Genomic DNA, 25,243 nt, shown 5'->3' with positions numbered 1-25,243 from the left:
GTGGTGCCATTCGTTGTGAATTAGCGGTGTCACTCGCTCCATCTACTTGCTATTTCATGCGACAGGATGCAAGCGAGGCCCTTTGATTTAAAATCCCTCGACGTTCGCGTCGTGCCGGTTCGATTCCGGCCTCGGGCACCATTAAAATCAAAGAGTTACGAAAGGCCACTAGAAATAGTGGCCTTTTTCTTTTTCCTCCGAATCCACATTTGACCCAAACAGGTGTTGTCCGGTAGAGCCTCCGGCGTTTAATTGCCAGCTCAAGCTCACTATCAGGCTTGCCACCCCCTGACTCGGTGGGGAATACAGATCGAGAAAAAGGGATACAGCGGCCAGTCTGAATATTTCCTTGTCACGTAGCGGCTTGCTCATAAGACCTGCTGAATGACGTCAATTTGAGGCTCTTGAAGTGTCAGAGAACGCGGGGCGATTAGCGTTGATATATTGGGTGTTTTTATAACGTTAGTGACAGATGGATGCGGTCTGTTAAAAAGGGCGAGATCGTTCAGATCTCGCCCTTTTGTATCAATAAACCCGTCATCTCTGTCTTATCAGGTCAGGCTCCCTGCTCCGGGCGGGCGTCCGGGATCAGCGGATCGGCTTTGCGGCGGCGCAGCAGGCGTACCAGCGGGGGCAGGGTGATCACTGCAATGGCCAGTACCAGCAGGGTCTGGCTGATGCCGCTGCTCCACAGGATGGCGGTGTCGCCATTGCTGATGGAGAGGGCGCGGCGCAGGTTCTGCTCCAGCATTTCACCCAGCACGAAGCCCAGAATGAGCGGTGACATGGGGAAGTGCATCTTGCGCAGCAGGTAGCCAAAGACCCCGAGGGCCACCATCAGCAACAGGTCGAAGGTGGTGCTGTGCACCGCATAGACTCCCACTGCCGAGACGCTGGCGATGGCGGGCACCAAAAACCAGAGCGGGATGGAGAGCATGCGGGTAAAGAGCCCCACCATGGGGATGTTCATCACCAGCAGCATGACGTTGGCCAGCAAGAGGGCGGCGATCAATCCCCACACCACATCGGGCTGTTCGGTGAACATGGTGGGGCCCGGAGTGATGTTATAGAGGGTCAGCGCCCCCATCATCACCGCTGTGGTGCCCGAACCCGGCACTCCCAGGGTCAGCATGGGGATAAAGGAGCCGCAGGCCGATGCGTTGTTGGCCGCCTCCGGCGCGGCCACGCCGCGAATGTCCCCCTCGCCGAATTTGGCATTGGGCCCCGCCAGTCGCTTCTCGGTCATGTAGGTGATGGCACTGGCGATGGTGGCACCGGCGCCGGGCAGAATGCCGACGAAGAAGCCGATGGTGGAGGAACGCAACATGGTGCCGGTGCAATGGACCAGCTCCTTGAAGTTGAACAGCATCCGCCCGGTGGTGCGCACCAGCTTGCCGCCACCACTGGTGTGCTCCAGCATCAGCAGGATTTCGCTCACCGAGAAGAGGCCGATCACCACCACGATAAACTGCACCCCATCCGAGAGGTGAACGCTGTCGAAGGTGAAGCGATAGACGCCGGTGTTGGCATCCACTCCAACGGTGGCGAGCCCGAGCCCAATCAGCGCGGCCATAAAGGATTTGAGCGGGTTCTGGCTCATCATGCTGCCAAGGCAGGCGATGGCGAACACCATCAGGGCGAAATACTCCGCCGGGCCGAAGGCGAGGGACCAGCGCGCCAGCGCCGGGGCGAACAGAATGATCCCGCCGATGGCGAGCATGGAGCCGACAAAGGAGCTGACCGCCGAGATGGAGAGGGCCACTCCCGCCTTGCCCTGCTGGGCCATGGGGTAGCCATCCAGCGCGGTCATGATGGCGGCGGCATCCCCCGGCACGTTGAGCAGGATCGAGGAGATCCGCCCGCCATACTCGCAACCTATGTAGACGGTGGCGAGCAGAATGAGCGCCGATTCGGGGGGCAGTTTCAGGGCAAAAGCCAGCGGCAACAGGATGGCGACCCCGTTGATGGGGCCAAGGCCCGGCAGCAGGCCGACCACGGTGCCGACAAAGCAGCCGATGAGGGCGATCACCAGATTCTCCGGGGTGAGTGCCACCGCAAAGCCCTGGGATAGGTACATCCAGGTATCCATATTGACTCCTTAAGAGAACCAGACGCCGAGGGGCAGGGTGACATCCAGCAGCCGGTCGAAGGCGAGATAGAGCACCAGACCGCCGACGACGCCGGAGAGTAGGGCGGCTTTGGCAGAGGCGCCAAACAGGCGCCCCAGTACAAAGGTGAGCAGGGTGGTGGCCAGCGGAAAGCCCAGCCACTCGAAGCTGGCACCGTACCCGGCCAGCGCCACCACCATGATGGCGAGGTGGCGCAGGGTACGCAGCGGCGGCCAGCTGACGGTGTCCGGCTGGCGGCGCAGCAGCAACAGGGCGCAGAGCGCCATCAGGCCGATGATGCCGAGCGGGAAGGGGCGCGGCCCCAGCGGCTCATAGCTGTATTCGCTCTGGATCTGCCAGGCGATGGCGGCGCCTGCCAGACAGAGCAGCAGCCAGATGGCGGCGAAGATGCGATCGCTCATGGCTGCGGCTCCTATTTGGCCAGACCGAAGGCTTTGGCCTGCTCGCGATATTGCGCCACCTGCTCCTTGACGTAGCTGTCGAGGGCCTCGCCGGTGAGGTCAAACTCGAACAGGCCGCGCAGATCCCGCTGCGCCTTGAAGGTGTCGGTCTTCACCAGCTGATCGAAGGTCTGCTTCCACCACTGGTATTCGCTGTCGCTCACCTTGGGGCCGACATAGAAGCCGCGGATCACCGGCCACACCAGGTCATAACCCTGTTCCTTGGCGGTGGGGATGGTGGCCAGCTTGCCGGGCAGCCGCTCGGCAGAGAACACCGCCAGCACCCGCAGTTTGTCGCCGCCGATATAGGGCACCATCTCGCTCAGATCGCCGGAGACCGCCTGCACATGGTTGCCAAGCAGCGCGGTGACCGGCTCGCCACCCCCTTCAAAGGCGACGTAGCGCATCTTGTGGGGGTCAACCCCGGCCTGTTTGGCCAGCAGCGCCGTCTTCATCCAGTCCTGACTGCCGATGGAGGCACCCGCGCCGATCACCACGCTATTGGGATCGCGCTCCATAGCGCTCACCAGCTCCTTGAGGTTCTGATAGGGGGCATCGTGGCGCACAGCGATCATGCCGTAATCGGTGCCCACCGCCGCCAGCCAGCGCACATCATCCACCCCGTAACGGCCAAATTTCCCCTGTGAGAGGTTGAGCAGGGAGCCACCGGAGAAGGCGACCACGGTCCCCGCCTCGGCAGGGCGCTGGGCCACGATGGCGTTGTAGGCCACGGCGCCGACCCCGCCCGGCATGTAGGTGACCCGCATCGGTTTGTCGATGGTGCCGGTCTCCTGCAGGCTCACCTGCAACAGCTTGCAGGTGAGATCGAAACCACCGCCCGGTTTGGCCGGTGCGATGCATTCGGTACGGCTCGGGGCGGTGACACTCTCGGCCGCCTGCAGTGGCATGGCACCGAGCAGGGTTAGCAGGGCGAGGGCATGACGTGTGCGTTGCTTCATGGTTGTGTGCTCCATCTTGTCGTTGTTTTTCCTGGGTGTGACTCCGTCGATAGACGAAGTGATGCGAAATTGTTAAAACAACAACCTTTCATTCACCTTTCAATCGCTGACCAAGAGCCGGGTGTGTGACCCTGATCGCACCTTCTCCCGCAATAGCAGTGACGAAGGGATGCAGTTGAAGCAGTGCGGCTGAATGCCGTGGTTAGGAACAAGGGGAGAGGGATGCGCTTGCTGTTGGCAGAAGATAATCACGAACTGGCCCACTGGCTGTCGCGGGCACTCACCAGCGCCGGTTTCGCGGTGGATTGGGTGGCTGACGGGGCTCAGGCTGACCACCTGCTGCGCCACGAACAGTACGCGCTGGCGGTACTCGATATCGAGATGCCCAAGCTTGACGGGCTGGCGGTACTCGGCCGGTTGCGCAGTCGGGGGCAGAGGGTGCCGGTGCTGCTGCTCACCGCCCGCGGCGCGGTGGAGGAGCGGATCTGTGGCCTCAATGCCGGTGCCGATGACTATCTGGCCAAGCCGTTCGATCTGGGTGAGCTGGATGCCCGGCTGCGAGCCCTGCTGCGACGCAGCGAAAGCGGTGGTGCCGAGCTGCGGCTGGGGCGCCTGACGCTGCACCCCGACGGCTATTTTCTGCTGGCCGATGCCCGCCTTGCCCTGACTCCGCGCGAACTGGCGCTGCTGACCGCGCTGATGTACCGCCACGGGCGGCCGGTCGCCAAGGGGCAGCTGTTCGAGCAGGTGTTCAACCTCGATGACGAGGTGGGGCTCGACAGCATCGATCTCTATATCCACCGGTTGCGCAAAAAGCTGGTGGGCAGCGGGGTGGTGATCACCACCCTGCGCGGTCTCGGCTATCTGCTGGAAGCGGCGCCGGAGGCCTCCCATTAGTCGCTCCCTGCTCCATCAACTGCTGCTGTTTCTGGGGGGCCCCTTGCTGATCCTCTGGGCTGCCTCGGCCTGGTACAGCTACTACGGCGCGCTGGCGGCGGCTACCTCGGCCTATGATCGCACCCTGCTTGCCTCGGCCCGTACCGTCGCCGAGCGGCTGACGGCAAGCGATGGGGTTCTCAAGGTGGATGTGCCCTATGTGGTGCTCGACAGCTTCGAGCGCAACATGCGCGATCGCCTCTTCTATCAGGTGCGCGGCATCGACGATGGGGTCATCTCCGGCTTTGACGACTTGCCCCCCATGCCGGACGGCACGCCGCTGACTGACCGCTATCCAGCGCTCGCCTACTTCTACGACGGCCTCTATCAGGAGGTGCCAATCCGCGCCGTTATGTTGCTGCAACCGGTGGGCGAGGGGGGCGTCACCGGCATGGCCCGCATCACGGTGGCAGAAACCCTGCTCGGCCGCCAGCAGCTGGCACAGCAGCTGCTCTGGTCGGCCGTGCTGACCCAAGGAGCGCTGGTGGTGCTCACCCTGCTGCTCGCTTATCTGTTGCTCAAGCGGCTGCTCACCCCGATGCGCCGTTTGTCGCGGGAGATATTGCGCCGCGATGCCGCCACGCTCGCCCCCTTGCCGGATCTGCTCCCCTGGCAGGAGACCCGGCCGCTGGTGCAGGCGTTCAACCGCCAGCTGGCCCGCTTGCGCCAGCTGGTGGCCAGGCAGGAGCGTTTCAGTGCCGATGCCGCCCACCAGCTGCGCACCCCGCTCACCATCCTGAAAACCCAGGTTGAGGTGGCGCGCGGCAGTGGCGATCCGGCCCTGATGAGCGAAAGCCTCGATGCCATGGCCGTGCGGCTCGATCACACCATCGCCCTGACCGAGCGGCTCCTGCTGCTGGCGCGACTCAAATCGGACGAGTGCTCCGGGCTGCGCCAGCGTGAGCCCATCGAGTTGACGGCGCTGGTGCAGCAGGCCTGTCTGTCACGGTTGGCGCAGGCGCGCAGCAAGGGGATCGATCTTGGTTACGAGGTGGAGGAGTCCACCATCATGGTGGCAGGGGAGCCGCTGCTGCTCGGGGAGCTGTGTGCCAACCTGCTCGACAACGCCATCAAATACACCCCGCCCCACGGCACGGTGACGGCGCGGGTGGTGCACGGCAACGGGCAGATCTGGCTGGAGGTAGAGGATAGCGGCCCCGGCATCGCCCCCGAGCTGGCAGAGCGGGTCTGGCAGCCGTTTCAGCGCCTCGAGCAGGGGAGCGAACAGCCGGGGGCAGGGCTTGGTCTGGCGCTGGTGCGCGACATCGCCCACTACCATCACGGCGAGGTGGTGCTGCTGCCTGCCCCGCAGTTGGGGGGCTTGTTGGTGAGGCTGATCTTGCCGCAGGCAAAATCGTGAAGGTGATACAAAAAGAGAGGGCACCGTGTGGTGCCCTGTTTATCTACACATAAGATGGCGTTGGGTTGTCAGCTGCGGATCTTGTTGAAGACAAACAGGACGATAAGGGCACCCACGGTGGCGATGGCGATGCTCGAAATATTGAAGCCGGTCACCGAGCCCAGACCCAGCAAGGTGCCCACATAGCCGCCGACCATGGCACCGACAATCCCCAGCAGGGCGGTCATGAAGAAGCCACCACCGTCGCGGCCCGGCATGATCCACTTCGCCAGAATACCCACCAACAGTCCCAATACGATCCAGGTGATAAAGCCCATGGATTAATCCTCTCTGTGTGTTTGAGCCCGCATTATAGGCAGGGATGCCGGGATGCGAAGGGCCGGATGGCGCTGGCTGGTCACAAGCTGTCGGACTTGTTGTGACGCAGGAGATGCGGCGACGGCAGCGCCTTTTTGAGCCAAGCGCCTGTTTTGCCCATGAACAAGGGGCGCGTCACTGCTGACGCGCCCCTCTCTTTATTGATGCCTTGTGAACCTGCTGTCAGCCCTCAGCTGCCAGCGGCCTTGTTTCCAGCCGCTGCTCGCCGGGGCGGCAGACCAGCACCGAGCCCTGCTCGAACCAGTCACCGAGTACGATGCGCCGGGCTGGCGCGCCATCGAGCTGGAAGTGGTGGATGGCGGGTCTGTGGGTGTGGCCGTGGATCATCATTCGGCAGTCATGGGAGCGCAGCATCTCGTCCACCGCCGCGGGCGTCACATCCATGATGATCTGGCTCTTGTGGGCATTTTCCATCTGGCTTTGGCCGCGCATCTTGCAGGCGATGGCCTGACGGCGGGCGAGCGGCAGTCGCAAAAAGAGCCAGCGCAGCCACTTGAGCTGGGTGATGCGGCGAAACTTCTGATACCCCTCATCCAGGGTGCAGAGCAGATCGCCGTGGCTGAGCACTACCCGTTCCCCATAGAGGTCGATCACGCAAGGGCCACCCAGCAATGTCATCCCCGCGCGCTTGGCAAACTGCTGGCCCAGCAGAAAGTCGCGGTTGCCGTGGATAAAGTAGATGGGCACGTTCTGCTGGCTCAGGGCCAAAAAGGCATCGGCCATCTGTTGATGGAGCGGATTGGGGTCATCATCGCCAATCCAGAATTCGAAGAGATCCCCCAGCACATAGAGGGCATCGGCGCCGGGGGCGTCGTGCTCGAGAAAGCGCACCAGTGCCGCGGTCATATCGGGCCGCTGGGCAGAGAGGTGAATGTCACTGATAAAGAGGGTGCTCATGATGTGGGGATCGGGCTCTCGGTCGAAACAGGGCAAACAGGGGTGGCAGAGGTAGTAGAAACAACTGGGGGCGAATAGTGCGCTGCGGGTGCCATCGCGCCAGTTGAGGTATGGATATCGTCACGGGATGGCGCCTGCCATGACAGCTCGGCGAGATTGCATCCCTCCAGCGTCAGCAGCGCGGCATAAGGATCGCCCGCCAGACCCAGCAACCGGCACATGGCCGCTTCCCCTTTCAATCCCTCTTCAAGGCGCAGGCGCAGCACGTCGCGGTAGAAGGCATCACCAAACCGCTCGAGCAACGCGGCCATCAGGGTGAGGTGGCGCCAGCCATTCAGCGTCTCGATGGGGGCGGCGGTGACGTACAGCTCCACTGGCCAGCTGGCCTCGCTCTTGTCGCAACTGCTATCGACACTGTGCTGGTCGAGGCAGGCAAAGATGCGCTCCAGCAGCCAGATATTGTCGCCCTTGGCGCTCGCCTGCCAGCCTTGCTCTGCAAAAATAGCGGCAAACTCGGCGGGATCTGGATGCTGGCAGAGGATATCGAGATCGCTGCCGGGCCGATCGAGGCCGATGGCGAGCGTGCTCACCAGCGCCATATCGCTGCACTGCGCGGCCAGCTCATCCCACACACCGGCGGTGAGCAGGACATGGGCCGAGCGCTGGCGCGGGTTGCCGTGGGCCAGATAGTCGAGGCGGCGCCAGTTTGGGCTGGCAGTGGGGGAGGCAGATGGAAAAACTGCGGCCGGGGCCGCAGTTTTGTCAGTGCCGAGTCGGCAGAGATCAGTCAGCAAGGGTCACCTTGGTGATCACCACGTCTTCGGTCGGAACGTCCTGATGGATGCGGCCGTAGTTACCGGTCTTGACGCCCTTGATCTTGTTGACCACGTCCATACCGGCGGTCACTTCACCGAATACGCAGTAGCCGAAGCCCTGAGTGGTGGCGGATTTGAAGTCGAGGAAGTCGTTGTTGTTCACGTTGATGAAGAACTGGGCGCTGGCAGAGTGCGGCTCCATGGTGCGGGCCATGGCGATGGTGCCGATCTTGTTGGAGAGACCGTTGGCAGCTTCGTTCTTGATAGGGGCGCGAGTGTCTTTCTCTTCAAAGCCCGGGGCATAGCCGCCGCCCTGGATCATGAAGCCGTCGATGACGCGGTGGAAAATGGTGTTGTCGTAGTGACCGTCACGGCAGTATTGCAGGAAGTTGGCCACGGTTTCCGGGGCTTTTTCAGCATTCAGGGTGAGGGTGATGTCGCCGTGATTGGTGTGCAGAGTGACCATGATATGTCCTTTCATTTGATGCGGACGACGAAGTGCCCGCAGGTGTATGGCATAAAGTGGTGGCAATTCTAGCCCATCAGGGGCTGGCGGCATAGTCTCTCTGGCGCCGTAACCGTGCTGGCAGGCGGGATTGGCCCGCTTTTCTGCCTCGTTTTCTGCCCCTGAACGGGGTATTATGACCAACCATTTTACTCACAGGCAGTGGTTAGAAGATGCTGAAGATATACAACACACTCACTCGTCAAAAAGAAGAATTCAAACCTATCCACCCGGGCAAGGTGGGCATGTATGTGTGTGGTGTCACCATCTACGATCACTGTCATATCGGCCACGGCCGCACCTTCGTCGCCTTTGATGTGGTCGCTCGCTACCTGCGTTACGCCGGTTATGACCTCACCTACGTGCGCAACATCACCGACGTGGATGACAAGATCATCAAGCGTGCCGCCGAGACCCAAGTGACCTGCGACGAGCTGACCGAGCGTCTGATTGGCGACATGCACGCCGACTTCGATGCCCTCGGCATGGTGCGCCCTGATATCGAACCGCGCGCCACCCAGCACATCGAAGAGATCATCGAGCTGGTGCAATCCCTGCTGGAAAAAGAGCACGCCTACGTGGCGGACAACGGCGACGTGATGTTTATCGTCGAATCCTACGCCGACTACGGCAAGCTCTCCGGTCAGGATCTGGAGCAGCTGCAAGCCGGAGCACGCGTTGACGTGGTCGATGCCAAGCGCAACCCGCTCGACTTCGTGCTGTGGAAGATGTCCAAGCCCGGCGAGCCGACCTGGGAAAGCCCCTGGGGCCCGGGCCGTCCTGGCTGGCACATCGAGTGCTCCGCCATGAACTCCAAGCACCTTGGCAACCACTTCGACATCCACGGCGGCGGCTCCGATCTGCAGTTCCCGCACCACGAGAACGAGATCGCCCAGTCCTGCTGCGCCCACGGTGGCGACTACGTCAACACCTGGATGCACAGCGGCATGGTGATGGTGGATAAAGAGAAGATGTCCAAATCCCTTGGCAACTTCTTCACCATCCGCGATGTGCTGGCACACTACGACGCCGAAACCGTCCGTTACTTCCTGATGTCTGGCCACTACCGCAGCCAGCTCAACTACTCGGAAGATAACCTCAAGCAAGCCCGCGCCGCGCTGGAGCGCATGTACACCGCCCTGCGCGATCTGCCGGTAGCCGCTGCTGCCGGTGGCGACGAGCAGGTAGCGCGCTTCAAGGAAGCGATGGACGACGACTTCAACACCCCGGAAGCCTACTCCGCCCTGTTCGATCTGGTGCGCGAGATCAACCGCCAGAAGGGTGAAGACATGGCCGTTGCCGCCGGGCTGGGCGCCCGTCTGCGCGAGCTGGGTGCCGTGCTCGGCATCCTGCAGCAAGACCCCGAGGCTTTCCTCAAGGGTGACGAAGCGGACGAAGAGGTTGCCGAAATCGAGCGCCTGATCGCCGAGCGCAATCAGGCCCGTGCCGACAAGAACTGGGCCGCGGCGGATGCCGCCCGCAACCGTCTCACCGAGATGGGCATCGTGCTGGAAGACAGCGCTGGCAAGACCAGCTGGCGCCGTGCCTAAGGCCGGTTGGCCTTGTTGGCGTCTGGTGCCAACAGGTTGAGCCAATAAAAACCGCAGCCCTAGGGCTGCGGTTTTTTATTAATATATGTGAGCGTGATGGTATGGAAATCAAACTATTTTGATTTGCTCTCGTTAAGTGAATCAGCTATTTGTTGTTTTTGATCTTTATGGATGCTGCTTGATATATTTTTATACAAATCGCTTTGGCCAAAATTAACCCCAATAGAAAAAATGCTAATAAACGCTCCAAAAATAGTGGCCCATTGGCCTAAAGTTACGTGAGATAACATCCATCTTATAGTGATTTTTTCTATATCAGTTTGAGGTGGGATTTCTGAACAAGATTGATTAGAATTGCTTTTAAAATTCAAACAATACTTTATTTTATTATTTAGGATGGTTTTGAGTGAATCTGAATTAGGATCAATAAAAATGAATGGGACTCCAAAACATTCAATTCTACTTTTATAATGCTCATAGGTACTGTTATGAGAGGTGACAGCGACAATCTCCAATGGATGATTATATATGTTGTTTTTAAATAACATATCTATCAGCTCAACGCCAGCGCCATCTGTTGGCATTTCACCTAATATCTTTGGGAGAACTATATCCACAATTAATATATCACACGCATGGTTTTTTAAGTATAGCAGTGCATCTTTAACATTATTTTTCTGTTCTAGATTTATATATTCCAGGCCATTTATTTCGGCTCCAACAAGAGTCACTTTATCATAGTTATCATCTATAATTAAAACGTTTAAACTATCCATTTAAATATTCTCTATTTAGGAGGCGTTCTAAATTAACTTCCCATTCTTTATCTGCAGAACTATAGTATATGGCACCTAAGTAGAAGCCTGAATATGTTGATTTTAGGAAGCTGTCAATACTTGTTAAATCGACTTGTCCTTCTTCAAAAGTTTGATATTGAGTGATAATTACAACAGGGATTTTCTCCCCCCTTAATTTCATTTGAGCTAAGAATTCTTTACCCGCAAAACTTTCTGGGGTACCACCAAGTGGATCATCTGAACTTGGATCAAAATTTGGCATGCTCATATCTAGGAAAATTAAATCATAAGTGCTAGACATTAAAGCACGTAGTCCACTTCGCAAAGATTGACATACAATGATCATCTCAACATTTAGAAAAAAAGATCTACAAAACTGTTCTATTTCTTTGCTTTTTTCAATTTGGTCTTCAACAATCAATATTTTCATATTAAACTTTGCCCATGTTATAAAGGGTTAATGATACTGAAAACATATTGTTATCTTTATATCCGAAGCTAATTTCATGCTTGATGTTTAAATCCCGCATCATAATCTTCCAGATTTTGAAAAAACCAGTGCCCCCTTCTCCTTGAATTGCATCTCTAGTAAGTTCTTCATCGCCATATGCATTTCGATAAAAATCAAGATTAAAGTTTGCTGTCTCTTGGTTATCAATAGGTTTGGTCTTGTTGGAAACAGTTATTTTAATTAAGTCGTTTTCTTTTTCTATTTCAACACCGATAGATACGTCATTTTTTTCTAAGTTAGATTTAGATATGGCATTTTCAAAGAGAATGAAGAATACATCAACCCAATATGAAACATCTTTTTGTTGAATTTGAATTTCGAAATTTTCAGATAATAATAACGGGATACTGAGTGATCTTTTTGCTATCTCTATTGCGGTCGATAATTCAAACTGTCCATCACCTTCAGCATCTACATGTTCAAACCATGAGCACACAAGAGCAAGGTCATTCTGTAAGTTATTTTTTGCTCTTCTTATCGCATTCGTGAAGCTTGCTTTTGCGCTTCTTGAGATATCTGATGTCTGAATTTCCTTCGTGTATGCTTCAAAGATTGAATTTAAGTTTGCCGTGAATTTTTCACGGATGTAATATTTGACTTCATCAAGAATGTAATCAGTTCTGAACCATAACCAATCCATAATTACTTTTAAGAAGTCATCATACGTAGGTGATAATGGAAGTTCTTGTTGTATTGCATATGTTTCTAATGGGGATATAGAGTAGTTGAACATAGCTCCATCTTTGTTCTTGTTTTCTGCCCCTCCCTCTAATGTATAAATTTGTAGCTTTTTATCATTAAATAGTGAAATTTCGTTTTCAAGGTTTTTTGTAAATGCTTTAGATATTTTCCAGAGTTGTTCAACATCACTTTCTGATACTGTTAGATTGGCTTGCTTAACCAAGCTTTCTATGTAATCTTCTATTTTTGATTGCTCAGGAGTGTAAATTCCCTCTGTGAGTGATGATTTTCTAATTGCTGTTGGTAAAACGCCATGGCGAATCCTTGTGCTGAGATAGTTATTTATTCCTTTTTCACCAAATGTAAATTCGGCTCTTATTAGCTTTGCTAGACTTAAGAAGGTCGCATTCTTCGGAGATAGTTTAGTGTCCGTGATATAGATAAGTGACAAACTTTTCCAATACTCTTTAGGTTTGTTTTTATTCGGTGCTAGAACTTGGTAAACTTCATGATATTGCGCATCATCAGCTATAGTTTGCTGATTTGAGATTAATTCAATATATCGGTCAAATAAAGAACGGTATGGAGTAGATTTTCGGCCTTTAAAAACAGCGGTATCGACATAGATACGACTATTTTCTACCTGCTTAACGGCTTTTCTTACGATCAGGTTTTTGTTTATTTGCTTAATTTCAAACTGCAGGTCATTATTATCGCTCACTTTGTCTAATAAATAATTGCAAATTTCTAGCCTACACTCCTCTATTTGTCTTGCTGTATCAAAATTTAAATAAAGTTTCATTACCTCTGTTGTGCAAACCCAACGTAGGAAATAATGAAGCTTATCTTTGCCAAATACATCTTCTCTGTTGAATAGTTCGGTTGGAAATATTAGGTTGTTTAATCTTAAGAAATTTTCGAAAGAAAACTTCAGGCTGGAGTCATAGGATTCATCGACATATTGTGAATGTAAGGCATAGGCAATTGGGAGATCAATTGTGTCGATATCTTGCACAGAGCTTTCAATAGCTGAAAGTATTTCTCGAGTGTCGAAAATTGAGAATAACTTATCATTAAATAATGAGAATTCGACAAATATTGATAGTGCCTTAAGATACGATTTTGAAAGGATATATAGCCTTGTTAATTCTCTTATTACCTCAATTTTTAATAGTCTATCATTTTCAGAAATTAAAGAAGAGAGTGCTTTCTCTGCATCAATATAATTTCTGTTATTCATCATTTTTATTGCTTGGAACTTCTTGAATCTATCTGTATTAACCCCGAGAAAAGAACCTCTGTCTTCTATACTGAAGCAATCGTACTCTTGATTAAGTATAAGATTAAGAGATGATGACTGTTCATAGTTGTCCTTCAAGTGCTGTAAATATTTGTCTTTGATGTTATCTTTGTAAAGTAGGTGCTTTTTAGGCGTGTTAACACATGAGAATAAGTGAATTCCTTTTTCAAAATCATACCTCTTTCTTGAGGATATATTAGGTGACTCTCGTTCTACGAAATGCCTTAATTGTTTGAACCAGTCAATTGTTCTCAAAGAGTTTGCTATACAGGATAAATACTCTAATGACTTTTCATAATCGACATTTCTTTCTAGAACATTAGACATGTTCTTTACTATTTTAGGTATTAATCCACTACCTAATTCAGTGTTACTCCTTGAATAAGATTTCGAAATAAGCTCGATTAAACAAAAATCAGAGTATTCCATTTTTGATTGATTGAATAAATCTACCACACCTTGATAATCGCCATTGGTGTATAGATCAACCATTATAATTGATAGGTCATCAAATTTGGGTTCAATTTTTATACCGAAAAAGCCATTTAAGTTACAGGACGGTTCATATCCAACTAACTCTAACGTCTTTAATACGTGTTTGATTTCATAATCATAAACATCCGAAAATGAATTGCCTGTTACAACGAAATATTCTAGAGTAGATATGATTAGTTGGAATACATCAATTATTGATGCGTTTTTCTCAACATCAAGTACAACATCAAAATTTACCCCATCGTTCATATCTAAATCAAAAAAACGATACAAATAAAAATCTTTCATCGATGGATGAGCTGACCTTTTAATATCGTTTTTGTGGGTGTTTTTTGAGGTGAAAAATATTTCGTCATCATTAAAATAGCCATTAACATAAAATAAGACGTATTTTAAAAAGCCATTGTTGTCGAGTTGTCCAAACTTTTCGTAAAGGTTTGTTTGTTCTGGCTGTTCTCTTAAAGTGTTTAGCGATGATTGAGTTATAATTGACCACATAGACAAGCCACAGAACTTGTCTATCTCACTAACTAATTGTATAGCATCATCAATTCTGTCTGAAAGGATTATCTCTGATAACTCCTTTTTCTTTTTCAAAAAGAATCTTATTTTATTTGAGTGATGTTCAATTAATGCTATACACCAAGCTAAATTTTTACTTGCATTTGCTCGTGGTGACTTTCTTACATACATTTCATTTATTGGTTTGTTACACGTCAAAGCAATTGCGTTGGAGAAGTGATGACTCTGGCTAATCTCTCTGAAGTTTTGATATATCTCTTTAGGCGTTAATATCTCGAATGTTTGTTGTGTTACGATATGGCGATTACGTCCTGACTTTAGGGTTTTAGTTAATGCCGAACTGTCTTTGCGCTTTCTACTTCGAGTTCTATTCATGTTTATTCCTGATAATTAAATTCCCTTGCTTGAGAAAGGCTAGTTCGATTATCGATGTATGTTCGAACGTTTAAGAAACAAGGTTATGTCATGGTCAAATAGCTCCCAGTCAGTAACCAATAAACTGATAGGGAAATAGTATCGTAGTGTGCAATGAACGAAGTGAATTGAGCATCTATTCAATATATGCCTGTTAACTGTCTCGGTACTACGGGTTGGATGTCGCCCCCTGTTGTTCGCCGAGGTGAGGGCACAAGGTCAGGAGCGCCGTCATGGACGACGGCTCAGACGCAGGCGGTACAGGGATGTACCGTCTGCATCGTTCCGCCAGACCTTTTGCCTGAACCGAGGGAACCCGACGCAGGAGGGCGAACAAGTGGGGGAGAAGACTTTTGGTGTTATTTGCCAAAGAGAGCGGGTCTTTCCAAAGTCACTCGCCAAGCCGCGCAGCGGCGGCGAAACCCCGTCGAGGACGGAGTCCTCGTGTCCTGCATGGCGAAGCCATGCCAATATCTTGTTTCAGGGCAAAGACGTTACCGACCCCTCACCCTAACCCTCTCCCGCAAGGGGAGAGGGGACGGTTACCGCGGACGATTACGCTTCGCTAATCGACCCTACTGGCGAAGCCATGCCAATACCTTGCTGCAGGGCAGAGACGTTACCGACCCCCTCACCCTAGCCCTCTCCCGCAAGGGGAGAGGGGACGGTTACCGCGGACGATTACGCTTCGCTAATCGACCCTACTGGCGAAGCTATGCCAATACCTTGTTGCAGGGCAAAGACATTACCGACCCCCTCACCCTAACCCTCCCCCGCAAGGGGAGAGGGGATGGCGACCGCGGACGATTACGCTTCGCTAATCGACCCTACGCTAAAGTCGCTACCGCCCCTGACTGTCGCTACCAGATTGCGCCGTTGACCATTGATCTCGGAAAAGGGGTCAACAGACGCCCGTTGCCATATTACGGAGCCAGAGTGGTCTTATCTATGGTTTTGATGAGCTAACTATCAGAAAAGAGTGATTTTTTGCGCTGGCACAAACTTTTATTAATTAGCGATTAGTTGTTGGTTGTCGGGGCTTGGCAGTGGCAGGGCGCTGGGGTGACGCCGCGAGAGGAGTGCAAACGGTAAAAAAAGAGTGAAGCGCAAACGGAGCAAAGCGAAGGGGCCCGCGGTGGGCCCCTTGTTGTTGGCGCTCGACGCCGCTATTTGGCTGCGGGGGTAGGGAAGTATTTGCTGTGCAGCAGCGGGTATTCGCTGCTCGCCAGCACCTGGGTCAAGCCGGTCTGGAACTCCTTGACCAGTTCGTCGCTCACCGGATGGCTGAAGGCGAAGCAGAACTGTTCCGAGCTCAGCACCCACTGCTCCTTGAAGCGGGCGGGATCGAGTTTTTGTTCGACGATCAGCTGCTCCATGGTGGTCTTGTTGGTGGAGACCAGATCGACCCGGCCGGAGGTGAGCATCTTGAGCGCCTGTGCCAGCCGGTTGGCGGCCATCAGTTTGCTCTCGTCAAAGCCGTTGTTGAGCAGCAGTTGCTCCCCCACATCGGCCCGTACCGCGCCGATATTGAACGCCTTGGCATCGTCGAGCTTGGTGATGGTGATATTGCGATCGGCCAGCCCCACCAGCACGATCTCGGCATACCCGATGGGGCAGGCCCACTTGAACAGGGGGTCCCGCGCCTGGGTGCGGGCGGTGGAGAAGAGCACCGCATTGGGCTTTTGGGTCAGCAGGTAGTAACCGCGCGCCCACGGCATGATGGTGACGGGCTGCGCCGGTGTATTGGTTTTTTTCCACACCAGTTGCAGCAGCTCGACCGCGAGGCCGGTGGGGGCGCCGCTGGCATCGGCGTAGTTGTAGGGTTTGTACTCTTCGGTGATGTAGTGCAGTTTGCCAAGCTCAGGACTCGCCTGTGCGAGGGTGGCCAGCAGCGCCCCGGCCAATCCAATCCATGGTTTCATTTTTGCCATCCTGATCAAGGGAATATCTGCTCAAGTGTGACCAAGCTGGCCGATTTCGCCAAGGCGACGGAGCATGTTTGGCAAAAAAGTGCGAGGGGCGGCCGCCATCTTGCGCCCTATGTCGGCGGCGATCGGGGCGTTAGCGCAGCGGCAGGTATTTGGCTTGCAGGGCCGAGAAATCCGCCGAGGCGACGACCTGGGTCAGCGCCTGCTGAAAGAGGGCGACCTCACTGTCGGGCACCTGACGGCTGAAGGCGTAGCAGAGCGGTCTGGCATCCAGCACGAAGGCGACATGAAAGTCATCCGGCTTGAAGCCCAGTTGTTGCAGGGTTTGATAGCCCGCCAGCTTGTTGGTCGCAAACAGATCGGCGCGACCTGAGGTGAGCATCTTGGCCGCCTGGGTGAGGCGGTTGGCCAGCATCAGCTGGCGCTCATCGATACCGCGTTCGAGCAGCAGCTGTTTGGAGACGGTGGAGCGCACCACGCCGACCTTGTAGCGGCTGATCTCGGCCTCCGAGCCGAGGGCGATGTTGTCCGCCTTGCGCCCCAGCAGCACAAACTCCGAGTGATCGATGGGGCAGGCCCACTTGAAGAGCGCTTCCCGCTGCGGGGTGCGGGCGGTGGCAAACAGCACCACATTGGTTTTTTGTTGCAGCAGGTTGTAGCCCCGGGCCCAGGGCAGAATGCGGATGGGCTGGGGCGACACGCCCCGCGCTTTCCAGATAAGCTGCATCAGCTCTACCGACAATCCGGTCGGCATCCCTTGCTGGTCGCTGAAATTAAACGGGGGAGAGATTTCGCTCAGATACTCGAGCTTGCCCGGATCGGCCTGCGCGAAGGTGGCCCACAAGAGCAGTAGCAGATGAGGTAGGTGCCATGTCCGCACGGGAAAGATCCTTCACAATCAACTATGTAGCCCAGTTTGACTGCTTGTGGCGGGAATAGCTAGCCACCTCTATTGCATCTTTCATCAATAAAATGGGCAGCGAACCGCTGCCCGTCGGGTGAGTGAGTGCTCAGCGCACCGGCAGGTATTTGGCCTGCAATTTGCGAAACTCTTCCGAGGCGAGGGCGCGGGTCAGGCCCTGCTGAAAGAGGGTGATCTCGCTGTCTGGCACCTGACGGCTGAAGGCGTAGCAGAGCTGCTCTGCGCTCAGCACCATGGCCACGTTGAAGTCGTCGCTGCTCAGCTTCAGTTCGCGGATGGCGTCATATCCCGCTAGCTTGCTGGTGGCGAGCAGATCGGCGCGGCCGGAGAGCAGCATCTTCAACCCTTGCGACAGGCGGTTGGCCGGGATGATGTTGTTGTCATCCATGCCGTTGTTGAGCAGCAACTGCTCGGCGGCATCCGAGCGCACCGCGCTGATCTTGTATTGGCTCATCTGTTCGAAGGCGGTCAGGGTGATGTTCTGCGCTTTGCGGCCCAGCAGTATGTACTCCGAGTAGCCGATGGGGCAGACCCACTTGAAGAGATCCTCCCGCGCCAGGGTGCGGGCGGTGGAGAAGAGCACCACGTTGGGCTTCTGAGTTAGCAAGTAATAACCTCGCGCCCAGGGCAGGATACGCACCGGCTGGGGGGGCACGCCGCTGTGTTGCCAGATCATCTGCAGCAGATCGACCGCAAGGCCGGTGGGCTGGCCATGCGGATCGCTGAAGTTGTAGGGGGGGTACTCTTCGGTGAGGTACTCGAGCTTGCCCAGATCAGCCCGGGCCGTCGAGGCCCAGCAGAGCAGCAACAGATGACAGATCAGCCATATCCTCATTGGGAACATCCTTAGCGATCAACCTTCCCTTGAGTGTGACCATGAACAGAGTAAATAGCCACTCACTGCCGTTACCAGCGGGCGCGGATCTGCCCGATGGGCTGGTAGGCCTCATCCCGCAGTCCCACCAGCAGGGTCTTGCCATCCGCTTGCAGCCGGAACTCGCCGTAGCGGGCCGTTTCGTACTGCTCCCCCGTGCCCTCTTCAAAGAAGTAGGCATCGGGGCCAATCTGCCACTGCCGCTCGCTTTGGTGCACCTGCAATAGCCGCTCATCGCTGGCGAGCCGATCCGGTTTGCCATCGGCCACCAGAGTGGCCACCTGATGGGCATCGAGGCGGATCACCAGGGTGTCGCTGCCCTTGTCTTGAGTCGCACGGGCGTCGCGGCTGGTCAGCTCGCGGGCAATTTCATAGTTGAGCCGCATGTAATCCCCCTGCATCAGGGAGCGGGGATCGACCGGAGCGAGCCGCAGCAGCACCACTTCGCCGCTGCTCATGGCGTGCTCATAGCGCCAGACGGTGGCATTGATGCCTGCCAGGATGGCGAGGCCGCTCAGCAACAGGGCGAGCTGTCGGGTGACGGGTTTCATGAGTCGCTCCTTGCCGCGAAGGTGGTGAGCAGCTGGCGGGCACCCAGCAGCAGGATGCCGGAGCCCAGCAGCAGCCAGGATTTGGTCATCAGGGTTAGCCCCAGATCGTAGTAATAGAGCGAGCCATAACCGAGCAGCAGCAGGGCTGAGAGAGTCATCAGCCCTAGACTGCCAGCATAAAACCCGAGGATCAGCACCAGTGCGCCCGCTCCCATGCCGGGGATGATGGCGCTGATCAGCACCAGCGGCAGGCCAAACAGCAGAGGGAGCCTCAGCTTCACCATCACCGCCAACAGCAGGGCGGCGCAGAGCAGGGGATTGAGCCAGTGCGGCAGGCGCGATAGCCCCAGTTCGTCCAGCACGCTGCTGCTGCCGTCCCAGAGCGGGTGGTGCAGACGGCCCAGCACCAGCAGCGAGAGGGCCAGCCCCAACGTGATGGAGTGGTAGAGCTGGTGGCGCTCTGGATCCCTATCTGCCCGCAGCCAGCAGAAGGTAATGGCCGCCATCACCAGCGGCAGGGCCAGCAGTTGCAGCCCGAGGCAGGCGAGGCCAAGGGTGAGCAGCAGGGCCGCCGCCACGCTGTGAAAAAGCCGCACCAGCCAGTGATCGAACAGCACGGCGATGGCAAGAGAGAGCAGGCACAACCCAAACCAGAGCAGGGCGTGATGAAGATCAAGCTGATCGAGCAGGCCATAGAGCAGCCAGGCATCGGCCGCCAGGGTGAGGGCCAGCACGAACTGATCCCAGAGATCGCCGCTTTGGCTGCGATTTAGGGCGTAGGCCCCCGCAAGCAGCACGGCCCCCAGCAGCAGGGCGCTGTTGGCCTCGCGGGTCAGCTGCTCGAAGGTGAGAAACAGGAAAAAGAGCAGGAACAGGGCGGCAATCCAGCCCACCAGCCCGAGCAGAAAGCGGCTCGACCAGTGGGGTTGGGTATCACGGGGCATCTCCCCTTCCACCAGATTGGCCTGTTGCAGCGTTTGCCAAAGGGTCAGGTCACTCATGGGACCTCCGTTGTTGTTGCAGCCAGCGGGCGGCGGTGACAGAAAGGCCGATGGCAATCAGGCTCAGCAGCAAGAAGCCGTTGATGTCGGGCTCCATCCACTTGCCCAGCGCCGCGAGGATGACGGCAATCAGGCTGAGGCACCCCATGGCGAGTCCGGCGATAAATTTGTGGTGCCACAAGGCATAGGCCGCAGCGAGCCAGCCAAGCCAGAGCGACCACACCAGCGGGGAGGCGGCATCGAAGAGCGCCAGCAGGGTGAGCAGGGTGGCCCCCAGACCTGCGGCCAGGCCCGCCAGCCAGCTTGGCATCAGGCGCCAGCGGTTTGGCGCCAGCAGAAGCAGACCCCAGAGGGCGGCGTTGAGCAGGGTCAGGCACCAGCCCAGCCCCTCTTCATCGAAGGTAAAGAAAAACGTGAACAAACCGAGCCGCCAGTAGAGCACCAGCGCCAGCTGGCCGAGCAGCCAGCTTAAGGTCCAGAGCAGGGGGCTTTGGCCAAATACAGCCAGTGGCAACAGCATCAGCGCCCAGGTGGCAAACAGCTGCCAGGGATCGGCGCCGGTCTGGTAGGTTTGACCCACCAGCGCCAGCAGGGCGCCGATATTGAGGGCGATGGCGAGCAGCAGCGCCTGACGGGGGGTATCCCCCAGCGGTTTGCGCCACAGCAGAATCAGCATGGCGAGCAGCGGTGCCTCCAGCAGGGCGAGGCGGGAGACCCGGCCCAGCTCTTGCCAGTTGAAGGCGACAAAGAAGATGAGGCCAGCCCCGATGCAGAGGGCACCGAGCCAGAGCAACAGCCGGTCAAACAGCCACTGCCAGCGCGCCGGATGGGGGGGAAGATCGGCGAGGGTCAGGGCGTCCGCCAGCTTCTCTGGCGTCAGCCGTCCCTGTTTGACCCATTCGAGAAGCGTCTCTCTTGATACGTTGTGCATGTGGGGACTCCGCGAGGTTTGCCCCATTATGGCATGAGGCACCCGCAACCGTGCACTGCCCCTTGGCTCTGCGGCTGGTGGTTGCGACAGCGGGTTACGCAATAGACACAGCAGTAAACAAAAAAGCCCTCCGAGGTGGAGGGCTTGGTCAGCGGAAAAGGCGATCAGGCAAAGATCAGGGTGCTCACCCCGAGGCCGACGAAGAGGATGGCGCAGGCGATGCGGATCCCCTTGAGCGGCAGCTTGTCTGCCCCCAGCTTGCCGATCAGCACCACAGGTACGTTGGCCAGCATCATGCCGAGGGTGGTGCCGGTAATGACCTGCACCAGCGAGTCATATTTGGCGGCCAGCAGCACGGTGGCGATCTGGGTCTTGTCGCCAATCTCGGCGATAAAGAAGAGCACGAAGGTGGCCATAAAGGGGCCGTATTTATCCAGCGAGCTCTCCTCGTCATCCATCTTGTCCGGCACCAAAATCCAGATAGCCATGGCGATAAAGGCGATGGCGACCAGCCAGGTCATTATCTTGGGATCGAGCCAGCGGCTGATGAACTCGCCAATCCAGGCGGCGCCCGCATGGTTGAGCAGGGTTGCCGCCAGCATGCCGGCGATGATGGGCCAGGGCTTGCGAAAACGGCAGATGAGCAGCAACGCCAACAGCTGGGTTTTATCACCGATTTCGGCAATAGCGACGCTGAGGGTTGAGGTTAACAAGGCTTCCATAAAAATGACCGGGGGACGGAATTGTTATAAACCAAAGACAAGCCTGCGCCATCCGTCCCCGGTATTGGCACTGGCCCGTCAAAGGTCTTGTCAAATCCATGGCTGGCATGGATCACCCTGACCATGGTGATTTGGCACCAAGTATGTTGATCAGGGTCGCAAACCGGTATTCATGCAATGGATGGCACCGGTGTGCGAGACTACTCCCCCTCGATGGGAGCGGGCATTCTAGGGAAAAACCGCATGAGTGACAAGGGGATCAGCCACCCACCAGCTTGACGCTGAAACCGGCTTTCTCCAGCTCGGTTTTGATCAGGTCCCGTTTATCCCCCTGGATCTCGATCACTCCCTCCTTGATACCGCCTCCGGTGCCGCACTTTTTCTTGAGCAGGGTGGCCAGGGATTTTTGCTGATCGGCGGGTACGCCATGAATGGTGATCACCCCGGCACCCTTGCGCCCCTTGGTCTCGCGGCGAATGCGCACGGTGCCGTCGGTGGGGAAGGGGGAGGCGGATTGGGGAGCGCTCTGCTCCTTGATCATGCCGCCATCCGTGCTGTAAACGAGGCGGCTGTTGTTGTCGTGACTCATGGCAATACTTTATGGGTTAGCTAAGCGGAGTTTGATTTTACTCAAATAAAAGTTGAAGACACAGCTTATAATGCCCCAAGTAAAAGCGAATTATTATTGTTTAACTTCAGGAGTCAGTCATGGTACTCACGCAGTTGTCACCGGGACAGAGTGCTCGCATCAAGAATATGAATCAGCTCGCCCGGCCGCTGCGCCGCAAACTGATGGTGATGGGCCTGTTGCCCCAGACTGAAGTCATCTATCTGCGCTCCGCCCCCCTGGGGGACCCGCTCCAGATCCAGTGCCAGGGGATCTGTCTCTCCATGCAAAAGAGTCTGGCCCAGCAAATAGAAGTCGAGCCGGTATAACCCCCTGCTCGGCTGCCGCTCCCGTTTAGAAACGTCACCGGGAGCGGTTCAGAGACAAGAAGTCGAACCTGCAAAGTGGTTTGCCACACAGGCGGCGGGTTCAGAAGAAAATAGAGGTAGAGCTGGTATGAATTATTCCCTGGTAACGGTAGGTAACCCCAATAGCGGCAAGACCTCCCTGTTCAACGCCCTGACCGGCGCCCGCCAGCAGGTAGGCAACTGGAGTGGTGTCACCGTCGACAAGAAGATGGGTGAGTTCAGCGCGGGTGAGCATCACTTCAAGTTGATGGATCTGCCCGGCATCTATAGCCTGGCCAGTCAGGATGGCAGTCTGGACGAGCAGATCGCCAGCCGCTTTGCCCAGGGCCAACAACCCGACCTGCTGCTCAATGTCATCGACGCCGCCAATCTGGAGCGCTCCCTCTACCTCACGCTGCAACTGCGCGAACTGGGCCTGCCCATGGTGGTGGTTCTCAACAAGCTGGATATCCTGCAAAAGCGCCGCATCGTCATCGACGAGAGCAAGCTCGGCAAATCTCTCGGTTGCCCGGTGGTGGCCCTCTCTGCCCACAACAGCAAGCAGGTTGCCGCCTTCAAGCAGCAGATCCGCCAGTTTATCGGTCAGCCGCAAGCCGCCTTGCAACTCGATTACGGCCACGCGCTTGAAACCGATCTGGCGGAGCTGGAGACCCTGCTCGCCCCGCATCACCTCACTACCCGTGGCCGCGCCCTGCGCCTGCTGGAAGAGGATGCGGTGATGCAGGAGACCCTGCTGCCCGGTCAGCAGGCGGCCGCCGCCAATGTAGTGGCTCGCGCCCATCAGGGACAGGATATCGACCTGCAACTGGCGGATATTCGCTACGGCCATATCCACCAGTGGGTACAACAGGCTCGTCAGCAGAAGGGCAAGCTCACCGAGGCCCAGAGCGAGTGGCTGGATCGGGTGCTGCTCAATCGCTGGATTGGCATCCCCTTCTTCCTGTTTGTCATGTACCTGATGTTCCTGTTTGCCATCAACGTTGGCAGCGCCTTTATCGACTTCTTTGACATCATGGGCGGCGCCCTGTTTGTCGATGGGGTGCACCACCTGCTGGGACTGGTCAATGCCCCCGAGTGGCTGGGCGCCATTCTGGCGGACGGCTTTGGTGTCGGCTTGCAGACCGTGGCCACCTTTATTCCGGTGATTGGCTGCCTCTATCTCTTCCTCGCGGTGCTGGAGAGCTCCGGCTATCTGGCCCGTGCCGCCTTCGTGGTGGATGCCCTGATGCGCCGCCTCGGCCTGCCGGGCAAGGCGTTCGTGCCGATGCTGATGGGCTTTGGCTGTACCGTCCCCTCGGTGATGGCGACCCGTACCCTCAACTCCGAGCGGGAGCGGCTGATGACCTCCGCCATGGCCCCCTTCATGTCGTGCGGTGCCCGTCTGCCGGTTTACGCCCTGTTTGCGGTGGCCTTCTTCCCCGAGTCTGGCCAGAACCTGGTGTTCGGTCTCTACCTCATCGGCATTCTGGTGGCGGTGTTCACCGGCCTGTTGCTGCGCAGCACCCTGCTGCCGGGCAAGAGCGACTCCATGCTGATGGAGATGCCGGATTACGAGTGGCCGCGGCCGGTCAACGTTGCCATCAAGACCTGGCAGAAGCTCAAATCTTTCGTCTTTGGCGCCGGTAAAACCATCGTACTGGTGGTTGCCGTGCTGAGCGTGCTCAACTCCCTGGGTACCGATGGCAGCTTTGGCCATCAGGAGCAGGAGAGTTCGGTGCTGAGCAAAATCAGCCAGGCGGTGACCCCGGTGCTGCACCCCATAGGTGTACGCGATGACAACTGGCAGGCCACGGTCGGTATCGTCACCGGTATCTTCGCCAAAGAGGCAGTGGTCGGTACCCTCAACAGCCTCTACGCCGGTGGTGGTGGTGAAGAGGAGGAGAGCGAGTTCTCGCTGGTGGCCAGTTTCCACGAGGCGATCGATGCCGTGGCGGCCAATCTGGCGGAGATCAACCCGAGCGACCCCATGGGGCTTGATGTTGGCAACCTCGACGACCAGAAAGCTGCCGCCGAGGCGCAGGAGGTGGATGTCTCCACCTACGGCAACATGCAGACCCACTTCGACGGGGCGGCCGGTGCCTTTGCCTACCTATTGTTCGTGCTGCTCTACATGCCTTGCGCCGCCGCCATGGGCGCGCTGGTGCGGGAAACCGGTCGTCAGTGGGCGCTCTTTACCGCCGCTTGGTGCAACTATATGGCCTTTATGTGCGCGACCCTCTTCTATCAGGTCGCGACCTTTGCCGCTCATCCGGAGAAGAGCCTGTTCTGGATCGCCAGCTACGGCCTCTCTCTGGTACTGCTCTGGTGGGCCGGTCGCCGTCACGGTGACATCGTCGCCCGCAAGGTGGTGACCTTATGATCCTGCGCGAGCTGGGGGATTACCTCGCCGCGCAGCAGAAGGTGAGCCGGCGTGATCTGGCTCGCCACTTCCACACCTCGGAAGATGCGGTGGAGGCCATGCTCGGCGTCTGGATGCGCAAGGGGCGGGTCATCAAGCGCGAGAGTCGGGTCTGTGGTGGCAGTTGCTGCGGCAAGAGCGAGGAGGTGATGTTCGAGTGGTGTGACGCGGGCCAGATTGGCATCAAGATCCGCTAAACGACAACCAAACCTCATCACCAAACATCGAACAAGAAAAAACGGCAGGCCCTGC

24 protein-coding genes are annotated in these 25,243 nt (G+C 56.1%); 6 read left to right on the top strand and 18 right to left on the bottom strand.

What is annotated here, in order from left to right:
• Nucleotides 1-556: 556 nt before the first annotated feature.
• Genes NOM06_RS04595 through NOM06_RS04585 form a run of 3 tightly spaced genes read right to left on the bottom strand, consistent with a single transcriptional unit; the run spans nt 557 to nt 3,528 of the window.
• Nucleotides 557-2,089, bottom strand: a complete 1,533-nt coding sequence (locus NOM06_RS04595; protein WP_019445074.1) for a tripartite tricarboxylate transporter permease — start codon at nt 2,087-2,089, stop codon at nt 557-559.
• 9 nt (nt 2,090-2,098) lie between these two features.
• Nucleotides 2,099-2,530 carry a tripartite tricarboxylate transporter TctB family protein gene (locus NOM06_RS04590; protein ID WP_005350923.1) on the bottom strand — a complete coding sequence of 144 codons (432 nt, stop codon included), beginning with the start codon at nt 2,528-2,530 and terminating at the stop codon, nt 2,099-2,101.
• 11 nt (nt 2,531-2,541) lie between these two features.
• Nucleotides 2,542-3,528, bottom strand: a complete 987-nt coding sequence (locus NOM06_RS04585; protein ID WP_255910040.1) for a tripartite tricarboxylate transporter substrate binding protein — start codon at nt 3,526-3,528, stop codon at nt 2,542-2,544.
• A 222-nt stretch (nt 3,529-3,750) separates the two neighbouring features.
• Here NOM06_RS04585 and tctD point away from each other — a divergent pair, with 222 nt between their 5' ends.
• Nucleotides 3,751-4,425 (top strand): transcriptional regulator TctD, encoded by a 675-nt coding sequence (gene tctD, locus NOM06_RS04580; RefSeq protein ID WP_201983343.1) that lies wholly within the window; start codon nt 3,751-3,753, stop codon nt 4,423-4,425.
• 43 nt (nt 4,426-4,468) lie between these two features.
• Nucleotides 4,469-5,824, top strand: coding sequence for a sensor histidine kinase (locus tag NOM06_RS04575; protein WP_255910039.1), 1,356 nt, complete (start codon nt 4,469-4,471; stop codon nt 5,822-5,824).
• Between the two features lie 68 nt (nt 5,825-5,892).
• Here NOM06_RS04575 and NOM06_RS04570 read toward each other — a convergent pair whose 3' ends face one another.
• The 4 genes from NOM06_RS04570 to NOM06_RS04555 all read right to left on the bottom strand — a co-directional run bounded on the left by NOM06_RS04570 (nt 5,893) and on the right by NOM06_RS04555 (nt 8,380).
• Nucleotides 5,893-6,141 carry a GlsB/YeaQ/YmgE family stress response membrane protein gene (locus NOM06_RS04570; protein ID WP_255910038.1) on the bottom strand — a complete coding sequence of 83 codons (249 nt, stop codon included), beginning with the start codon at nt 6,139-6,141 and terminating at the stop codon, nt 5,893-5,895.
• A gap of 223 nt (nt 6,142-6,364) precedes the next feature.
• Nucleotides 6,365-7,099 (bottom strand): UDP-2,3-diacylglucosamine diphosphatase, encoded by a 735-nt coding sequence (lpxH, locus tag NOM06_RS04565; protein ID WP_255910037.1) that lies wholly within the window; start codon nt 7,097-7,099, stop codon nt 6,365-6,367.
• On the bottom strand, nt 7,096-7,893 hold the full coding sequence (locus NOM06_RS04560; protein WP_255910036.1) for a DUF4269 domain-containing protein: 798 nt from the start codon (nt 7,891-7,893) through the stop codon (nt 7,096-7,098). Before NOM06_RS04560 ends, lpxH begins: the two co-directional genes overlap by 4 nt.
• Complete coding sequence (locus NOM06_RS04555; RefSeq protein ID WP_033115878.1) at nt 7,883-8,380, bottom strand: peptidylprolyl isomerase; 498 nt, start codon at nt 8,378-8,380, stop codon at nt 7,883-7,885. The genes NOM06_RS04560 and NOM06_RS04555 overlap by 11 nt, the downstream gene beginning before the upstream one ends.
• A gap of 212 nt (nt 8,381-8,592) precedes the next feature.
• Here NOM06_RS04555 and cysS point away from each other — a divergent pair, with 212 nt between their 5' ends.
• Nucleotides 8,593-9,969, top strand: coding sequence for a cysteine--tRNA ligase (cysS, locus tag NOM06_RS04550; protein WP_255910035.1), 1,377 nt, complete (start codon nt 8,593-8,595; stop codon nt 9,967-9,969).
• A 113-nt stretch (nt 9,970-10,082) separates the two neighbouring features.
• Here cysS and NOM06_RS04545 read toward each other — a convergent pair whose 3' ends face one another.
• The 11 genes from NOM06_RS04545 to NOM06_RS04495 all read right to left on the bottom strand — a co-directional run bounded on the left by NOM06_RS04545 (nt 10,083) and on the right by NOM06_RS04495 (nt 22,207).
• Nucleotides 10,083-10,745 (bottom strand): response regulator, encoded by a 663-nt coding sequence (locus tag NOM06_RS04545; protein WP_255910034.1) that lies wholly within the window; start codon nt 10,743-10,745, stop codon nt 10,083-10,085.
• Nucleotides 10,738-11,196: a response regulator gene (locus NOM06_RS04540; protein WP_255910033.1), complete on the bottom strand. Its 459-nt coding sequence runs from the start codon at nt 11,194-11,196 to the stop codon at nt 10,738-10,740. Before NOM06_RS04540 ends, NOM06_RS04545 begins: the two co-directional genes overlap by 8 nt.
• A gap of 1 nt (nt 11,197) precedes the next feature.
• Nucleotides 11,198-14,650 (bottom strand): hypothetical protein, encoded by a 3,453-nt coding sequence (locus NOM06_RS04535; RefSeq protein WP_255910032.1) that lies wholly within the window; start codon nt 14,648-14,650, stop codon nt 11,198-11,200.
• A gap of 1,205 nt (nt 14,651-15,855) precedes the next feature.
• Nucleotides 15,856-16,611, bottom strand: a complete 756-nt coding sequence (locus NOM06_RS04530) for an ABC transporter substrate-binding protein (RefSeq protein WP_058059324.1) — start codon at nt 16,609-16,611, stop codon at nt 15,856-15,858.
• 139 nt (nt 16,612-16,750) lie between these two features.
• Entirely contained in the window at nt 16,751-17,497 is a 747-nt protein-coding gene (locus NOM06_RS04525; RefSeq protein WP_255910031.1) for a transporter substrate-binding domain-containing protein, read from the bottom strand.
• A 130-nt stretch (nt 17,498-17,627) separates the two neighbouring features.
• Nucleotides 17,628-18,374 (bottom strand): ABC transporter substrate-binding protein, encoded by a 747-nt coding sequence (locus NOM06_RS04520; protein WP_255910030.1) that lies wholly within the window; start codon nt 18,372-18,374, stop codon nt 17,628-17,630.
• A gap of 71 nt (nt 18,375-18,445) precedes the next feature.
• Nucleotides 18,446-18,964, bottom strand: coding sequence for a GDYXXLXY domain-containing protein (locus NOM06_RS04515; RefSeq protein ID WP_255910029.1), 519 nt, complete (start codon nt 18,962-18,964; stop codon nt 18,446-18,448).
• Nucleotides 18,961-19,965, bottom strand: a complete 1,005-nt coding sequence (locus tag NOM06_RS04510; RefSeq protein WP_255910028.1) for a DUF4401 domain-containing protein — start codon at nt 19,963-19,965, stop codon at nt 18,961-18,963. Before NOM06_RS04510 ends, NOM06_RS04515 begins: the two co-directional genes overlap by 4 nt.
• A complete protein-coding gene (locus tag NOM06_RS04505; RefSeq protein ID WP_255910027.1) occupies nt 19,958-20,896 on the bottom strand; it encodes a DUF2157 domain-containing protein in 939 nt (312 codons plus the stop codon). Before NOM06_RS04505 ends, NOM06_RS04510 begins: the two co-directional genes overlap by 8 nt.
• 164 nt (nt 20,897-21,060) lie before the next feature.
• Nucleotides 21,061-21,618, bottom strand: a complete 558-nt coding sequence (locus NOM06_RS04500) for a TMEM165/GDT1 family protein (RefSeq protein ID WP_005337386.1) — start codon at nt 21,616-21,618, stop codon at nt 21,061-21,063.
• 259 nt (nt 21,619-21,877) lie between these two features.
• Entirely contained in the window at nt 21,878-22,207 is a 330-nt protein-coding gene (locus tag NOM06_RS04495; RefSeq protein WP_005337385.1) for a translation initiation factor, read from the bottom strand.
• A gap of 119 nt (nt 22,208-22,326) precedes the next feature.
• Between NOM06_RS04495 and NOM06_RS04490 the strand changes: the two genes are divergently transcribed.
• The 3 genes from NOM06_RS04490 to NOM06_RS04480 all read left to right on the top strand — a co-directional run bounded on the left by NOM06_RS04490 (nt 22,327) and on the right by NOM06_RS04480 (nt 25,188).
• A complete protein-coding gene (locus NOM06_RS04490) occupies nt 22,327-22,554 on the top strand; it encodes a FeoA family protein (protein WP_005337384.1) in 228 nt (75 codons plus the stop codon).
• A gap of 127 nt (nt 22,555-22,681) precedes the next feature.
• The gene (gene feoB, locus NOM06_RS04485; protein WP_255910026.1) at nt 22,682-24,952 is read left to right on the top strand and encodes a Fe(2+) transporter permease subunit FeoB; all 2,271 of its coding nucleotides are present in this window, start codon (nt 22,682-22,684) and stop codon (nt 24,950-24,952) included.
• Nucleotides 24,949-25,188 (top strand): FeoC-like transcriptional regulator, encoded by a 240-nt coding sequence (locus NOM06_RS04480; protein ID WP_005350974.1) that lies wholly within the window; start codon nt 24,949-24,951, stop codon nt 25,186-25,188. Before feoB ends, NOM06_RS04480 begins: the two co-directional genes overlap by 4 nt.
• Nucleotides 25,189-25,243: the final 55 nt, after the last annotated feature.

The sequence above is a fragment of the Aeromonas sp. JL9 genome, from assembly GCF_024436075.1.
Taxonomy (GTDB): Bacteria; Pseudomonadota; Gammaproteobacteria; order Enterobacterales; family Aeromonadaceae; genus Aeromonas; species Aeromonas veronii.
The sequence above is the reverse complement of the archived record's forward strand: the minus strand, read 5'-3'. Positions and strand labels throughout refer to the sequence as shown.

What these genes read in the sequence shown, in the direction of transcription:
- NOM06_RS04595 (WP_019445074.1), bottom strand. Translation starts at nt 2,089, where the DNA reads ATGGATACCTGGATGTACCTATCCCAGGGCTTTGCGGTGGCACTCACC.
- NOM06_RS04590 (WP_005350923.1), bottom strand. Translation starts at nt 2,530, where the DNA reads ATGAGCGATCGCATCTTCGCCGCCATCTGGCTGCTGCTCTGTCTGGCA.
- NOM06_RS04585 (WP_255910040.1), bottom strand. Translation starts at nt 3,528, where the DNA reads ATGAAGCAACGCACACGTCATGCCCTCGCCCTGCTAACCCTGCTCGGT.
- tctD (WP_201983343.1), top strand. Translation starts at nt 3,751, where the DNA reads ATGCGCTTGCTGTTGGCAGAAGATAATCACGAACTGGCCCACTGGCTG.
- NOM06_RS04570 (WP_255910038.1), bottom strand. Translation starts at nt 6,141, where the DNA reads ATGGGCTTTATCACCTGGATCGTATTGGGACTGTTGGTGGGTATTCTG.
- lpxH (WP_255910037.1), bottom strand. Translation starts at nt 7,099, where the DNA reads ATGAGCACCCTCTTTATCAGTGACATTCACCTCTCTGCCCAGCGGCCC.
- NOM06_RS04555 (WP_033115878.1), bottom strand. Translation starts at nt 8,380, where the DNA reads ATGGTCACTCTGCACACCAATCACGGCGACATCACCCTCACCCTGAAT.
- cysS (WP_255910035.1), top strand. Translation starts at nt 8,593, where the DNA reads ATGCTGAAGATATACAACACACTCACTCGTCAAAAAGAAGAATTCAAA.
- NOM06_RS04545 (WP_255910034.1), bottom strand. Translation starts at nt 10,745, where the DNA reads ATGGATAGTTTAAACGTTTTAATTATAGATGATAACTATGATAAAGTG.
- NOM06_RS04540 (WP_255910033.1), bottom strand. Translation starts at nt 11,196, where the DNA reads ATGAAAATATTGATTGTTGAAGACCAAATTGAAAAAAGCAAAGAAATA.
- NOM06_RS04535 (WP_255910032.1), bottom strand. Translation starts at nt 14,650, where the DNA reads ATGAATAGAACTCGAAGTAGAAAGCGCAAAGACAGTTCGGCATTAACT.
- NOM06_RS04530 (WP_058059324.1), bottom strand. Translation starts at nt 16,611, where the DNA reads ATGAAACCATGGATTGGATTGGCCGGGGCGCTGCTGGCCACCCTCGCA.
- NOM06_RS04520 (WP_255910030.1), bottom strand. Translation starts at nt 18,374, where the DNA reads ATGAGGATATGGCTGATCTGTCATCTGTTGCTGCTCTGCTGGGCCTCG.
- NOM06_RS04515 (WP_255910029.1), bottom strand. Translation starts at nt 18,964, where the DNA reads ATGAAACCCGTCACCCGACAGCTCGCCCTGTTGCTGAGCGGCCTCGCC.
- NOM06_RS04510 (WP_255910028.1), bottom strand. Translation starts at nt 19,965, where the DNA reads ATGAGTGACCTGACCCTTTGGCAAACGCTGCAACAGGCCAATCTGGTG.
- NOM06_RS04505 (WP_255910027.1), bottom strand. Translation starts at nt 20,896, where the DNA reads ATGCACAACGTATCAAGAGAGACGCTTCTCGAATGGGTCAAACAGGGA.
- NOM06_RS04500 (WP_005337386.1), bottom strand. Translation starts at nt 21,618, where the DNA reads ATGGAAGCCTTGTTAACCTCAACCCTCAGCGTCGCTATTGCCGAAATC.
- NOM06_RS04495 (WP_005337385.1), bottom strand. Translation starts at nt 22,207, where the DNA reads ATGAGTCACGACAACAACAGCCGCCTCGTTTACAGCACGGATGGCGGC.
- NOM06_RS04490 (WP_005337384.1), top strand. Translation starts at nt 22,327, where the DNA reads ATGGTACTCACGCAGTTGTCACCGGGACAGAGTGCTCGCATCAAGAAT.
- feoB (WP_255910026.1), top strand. Translation starts at nt 22,682, where the DNA reads ATGAATTATTCCCTGGTAACGGTAGGTAACCCCAATAGCGGCAAGACC.
- NOM06_RS04480 (WP_005350974.1), top strand. Translation starts at nt 24,949, where the DNA reads ATGATCCTGCGCGAGCTGGGGGATTACCTCGCCGCGCAGCAGAAGGTG.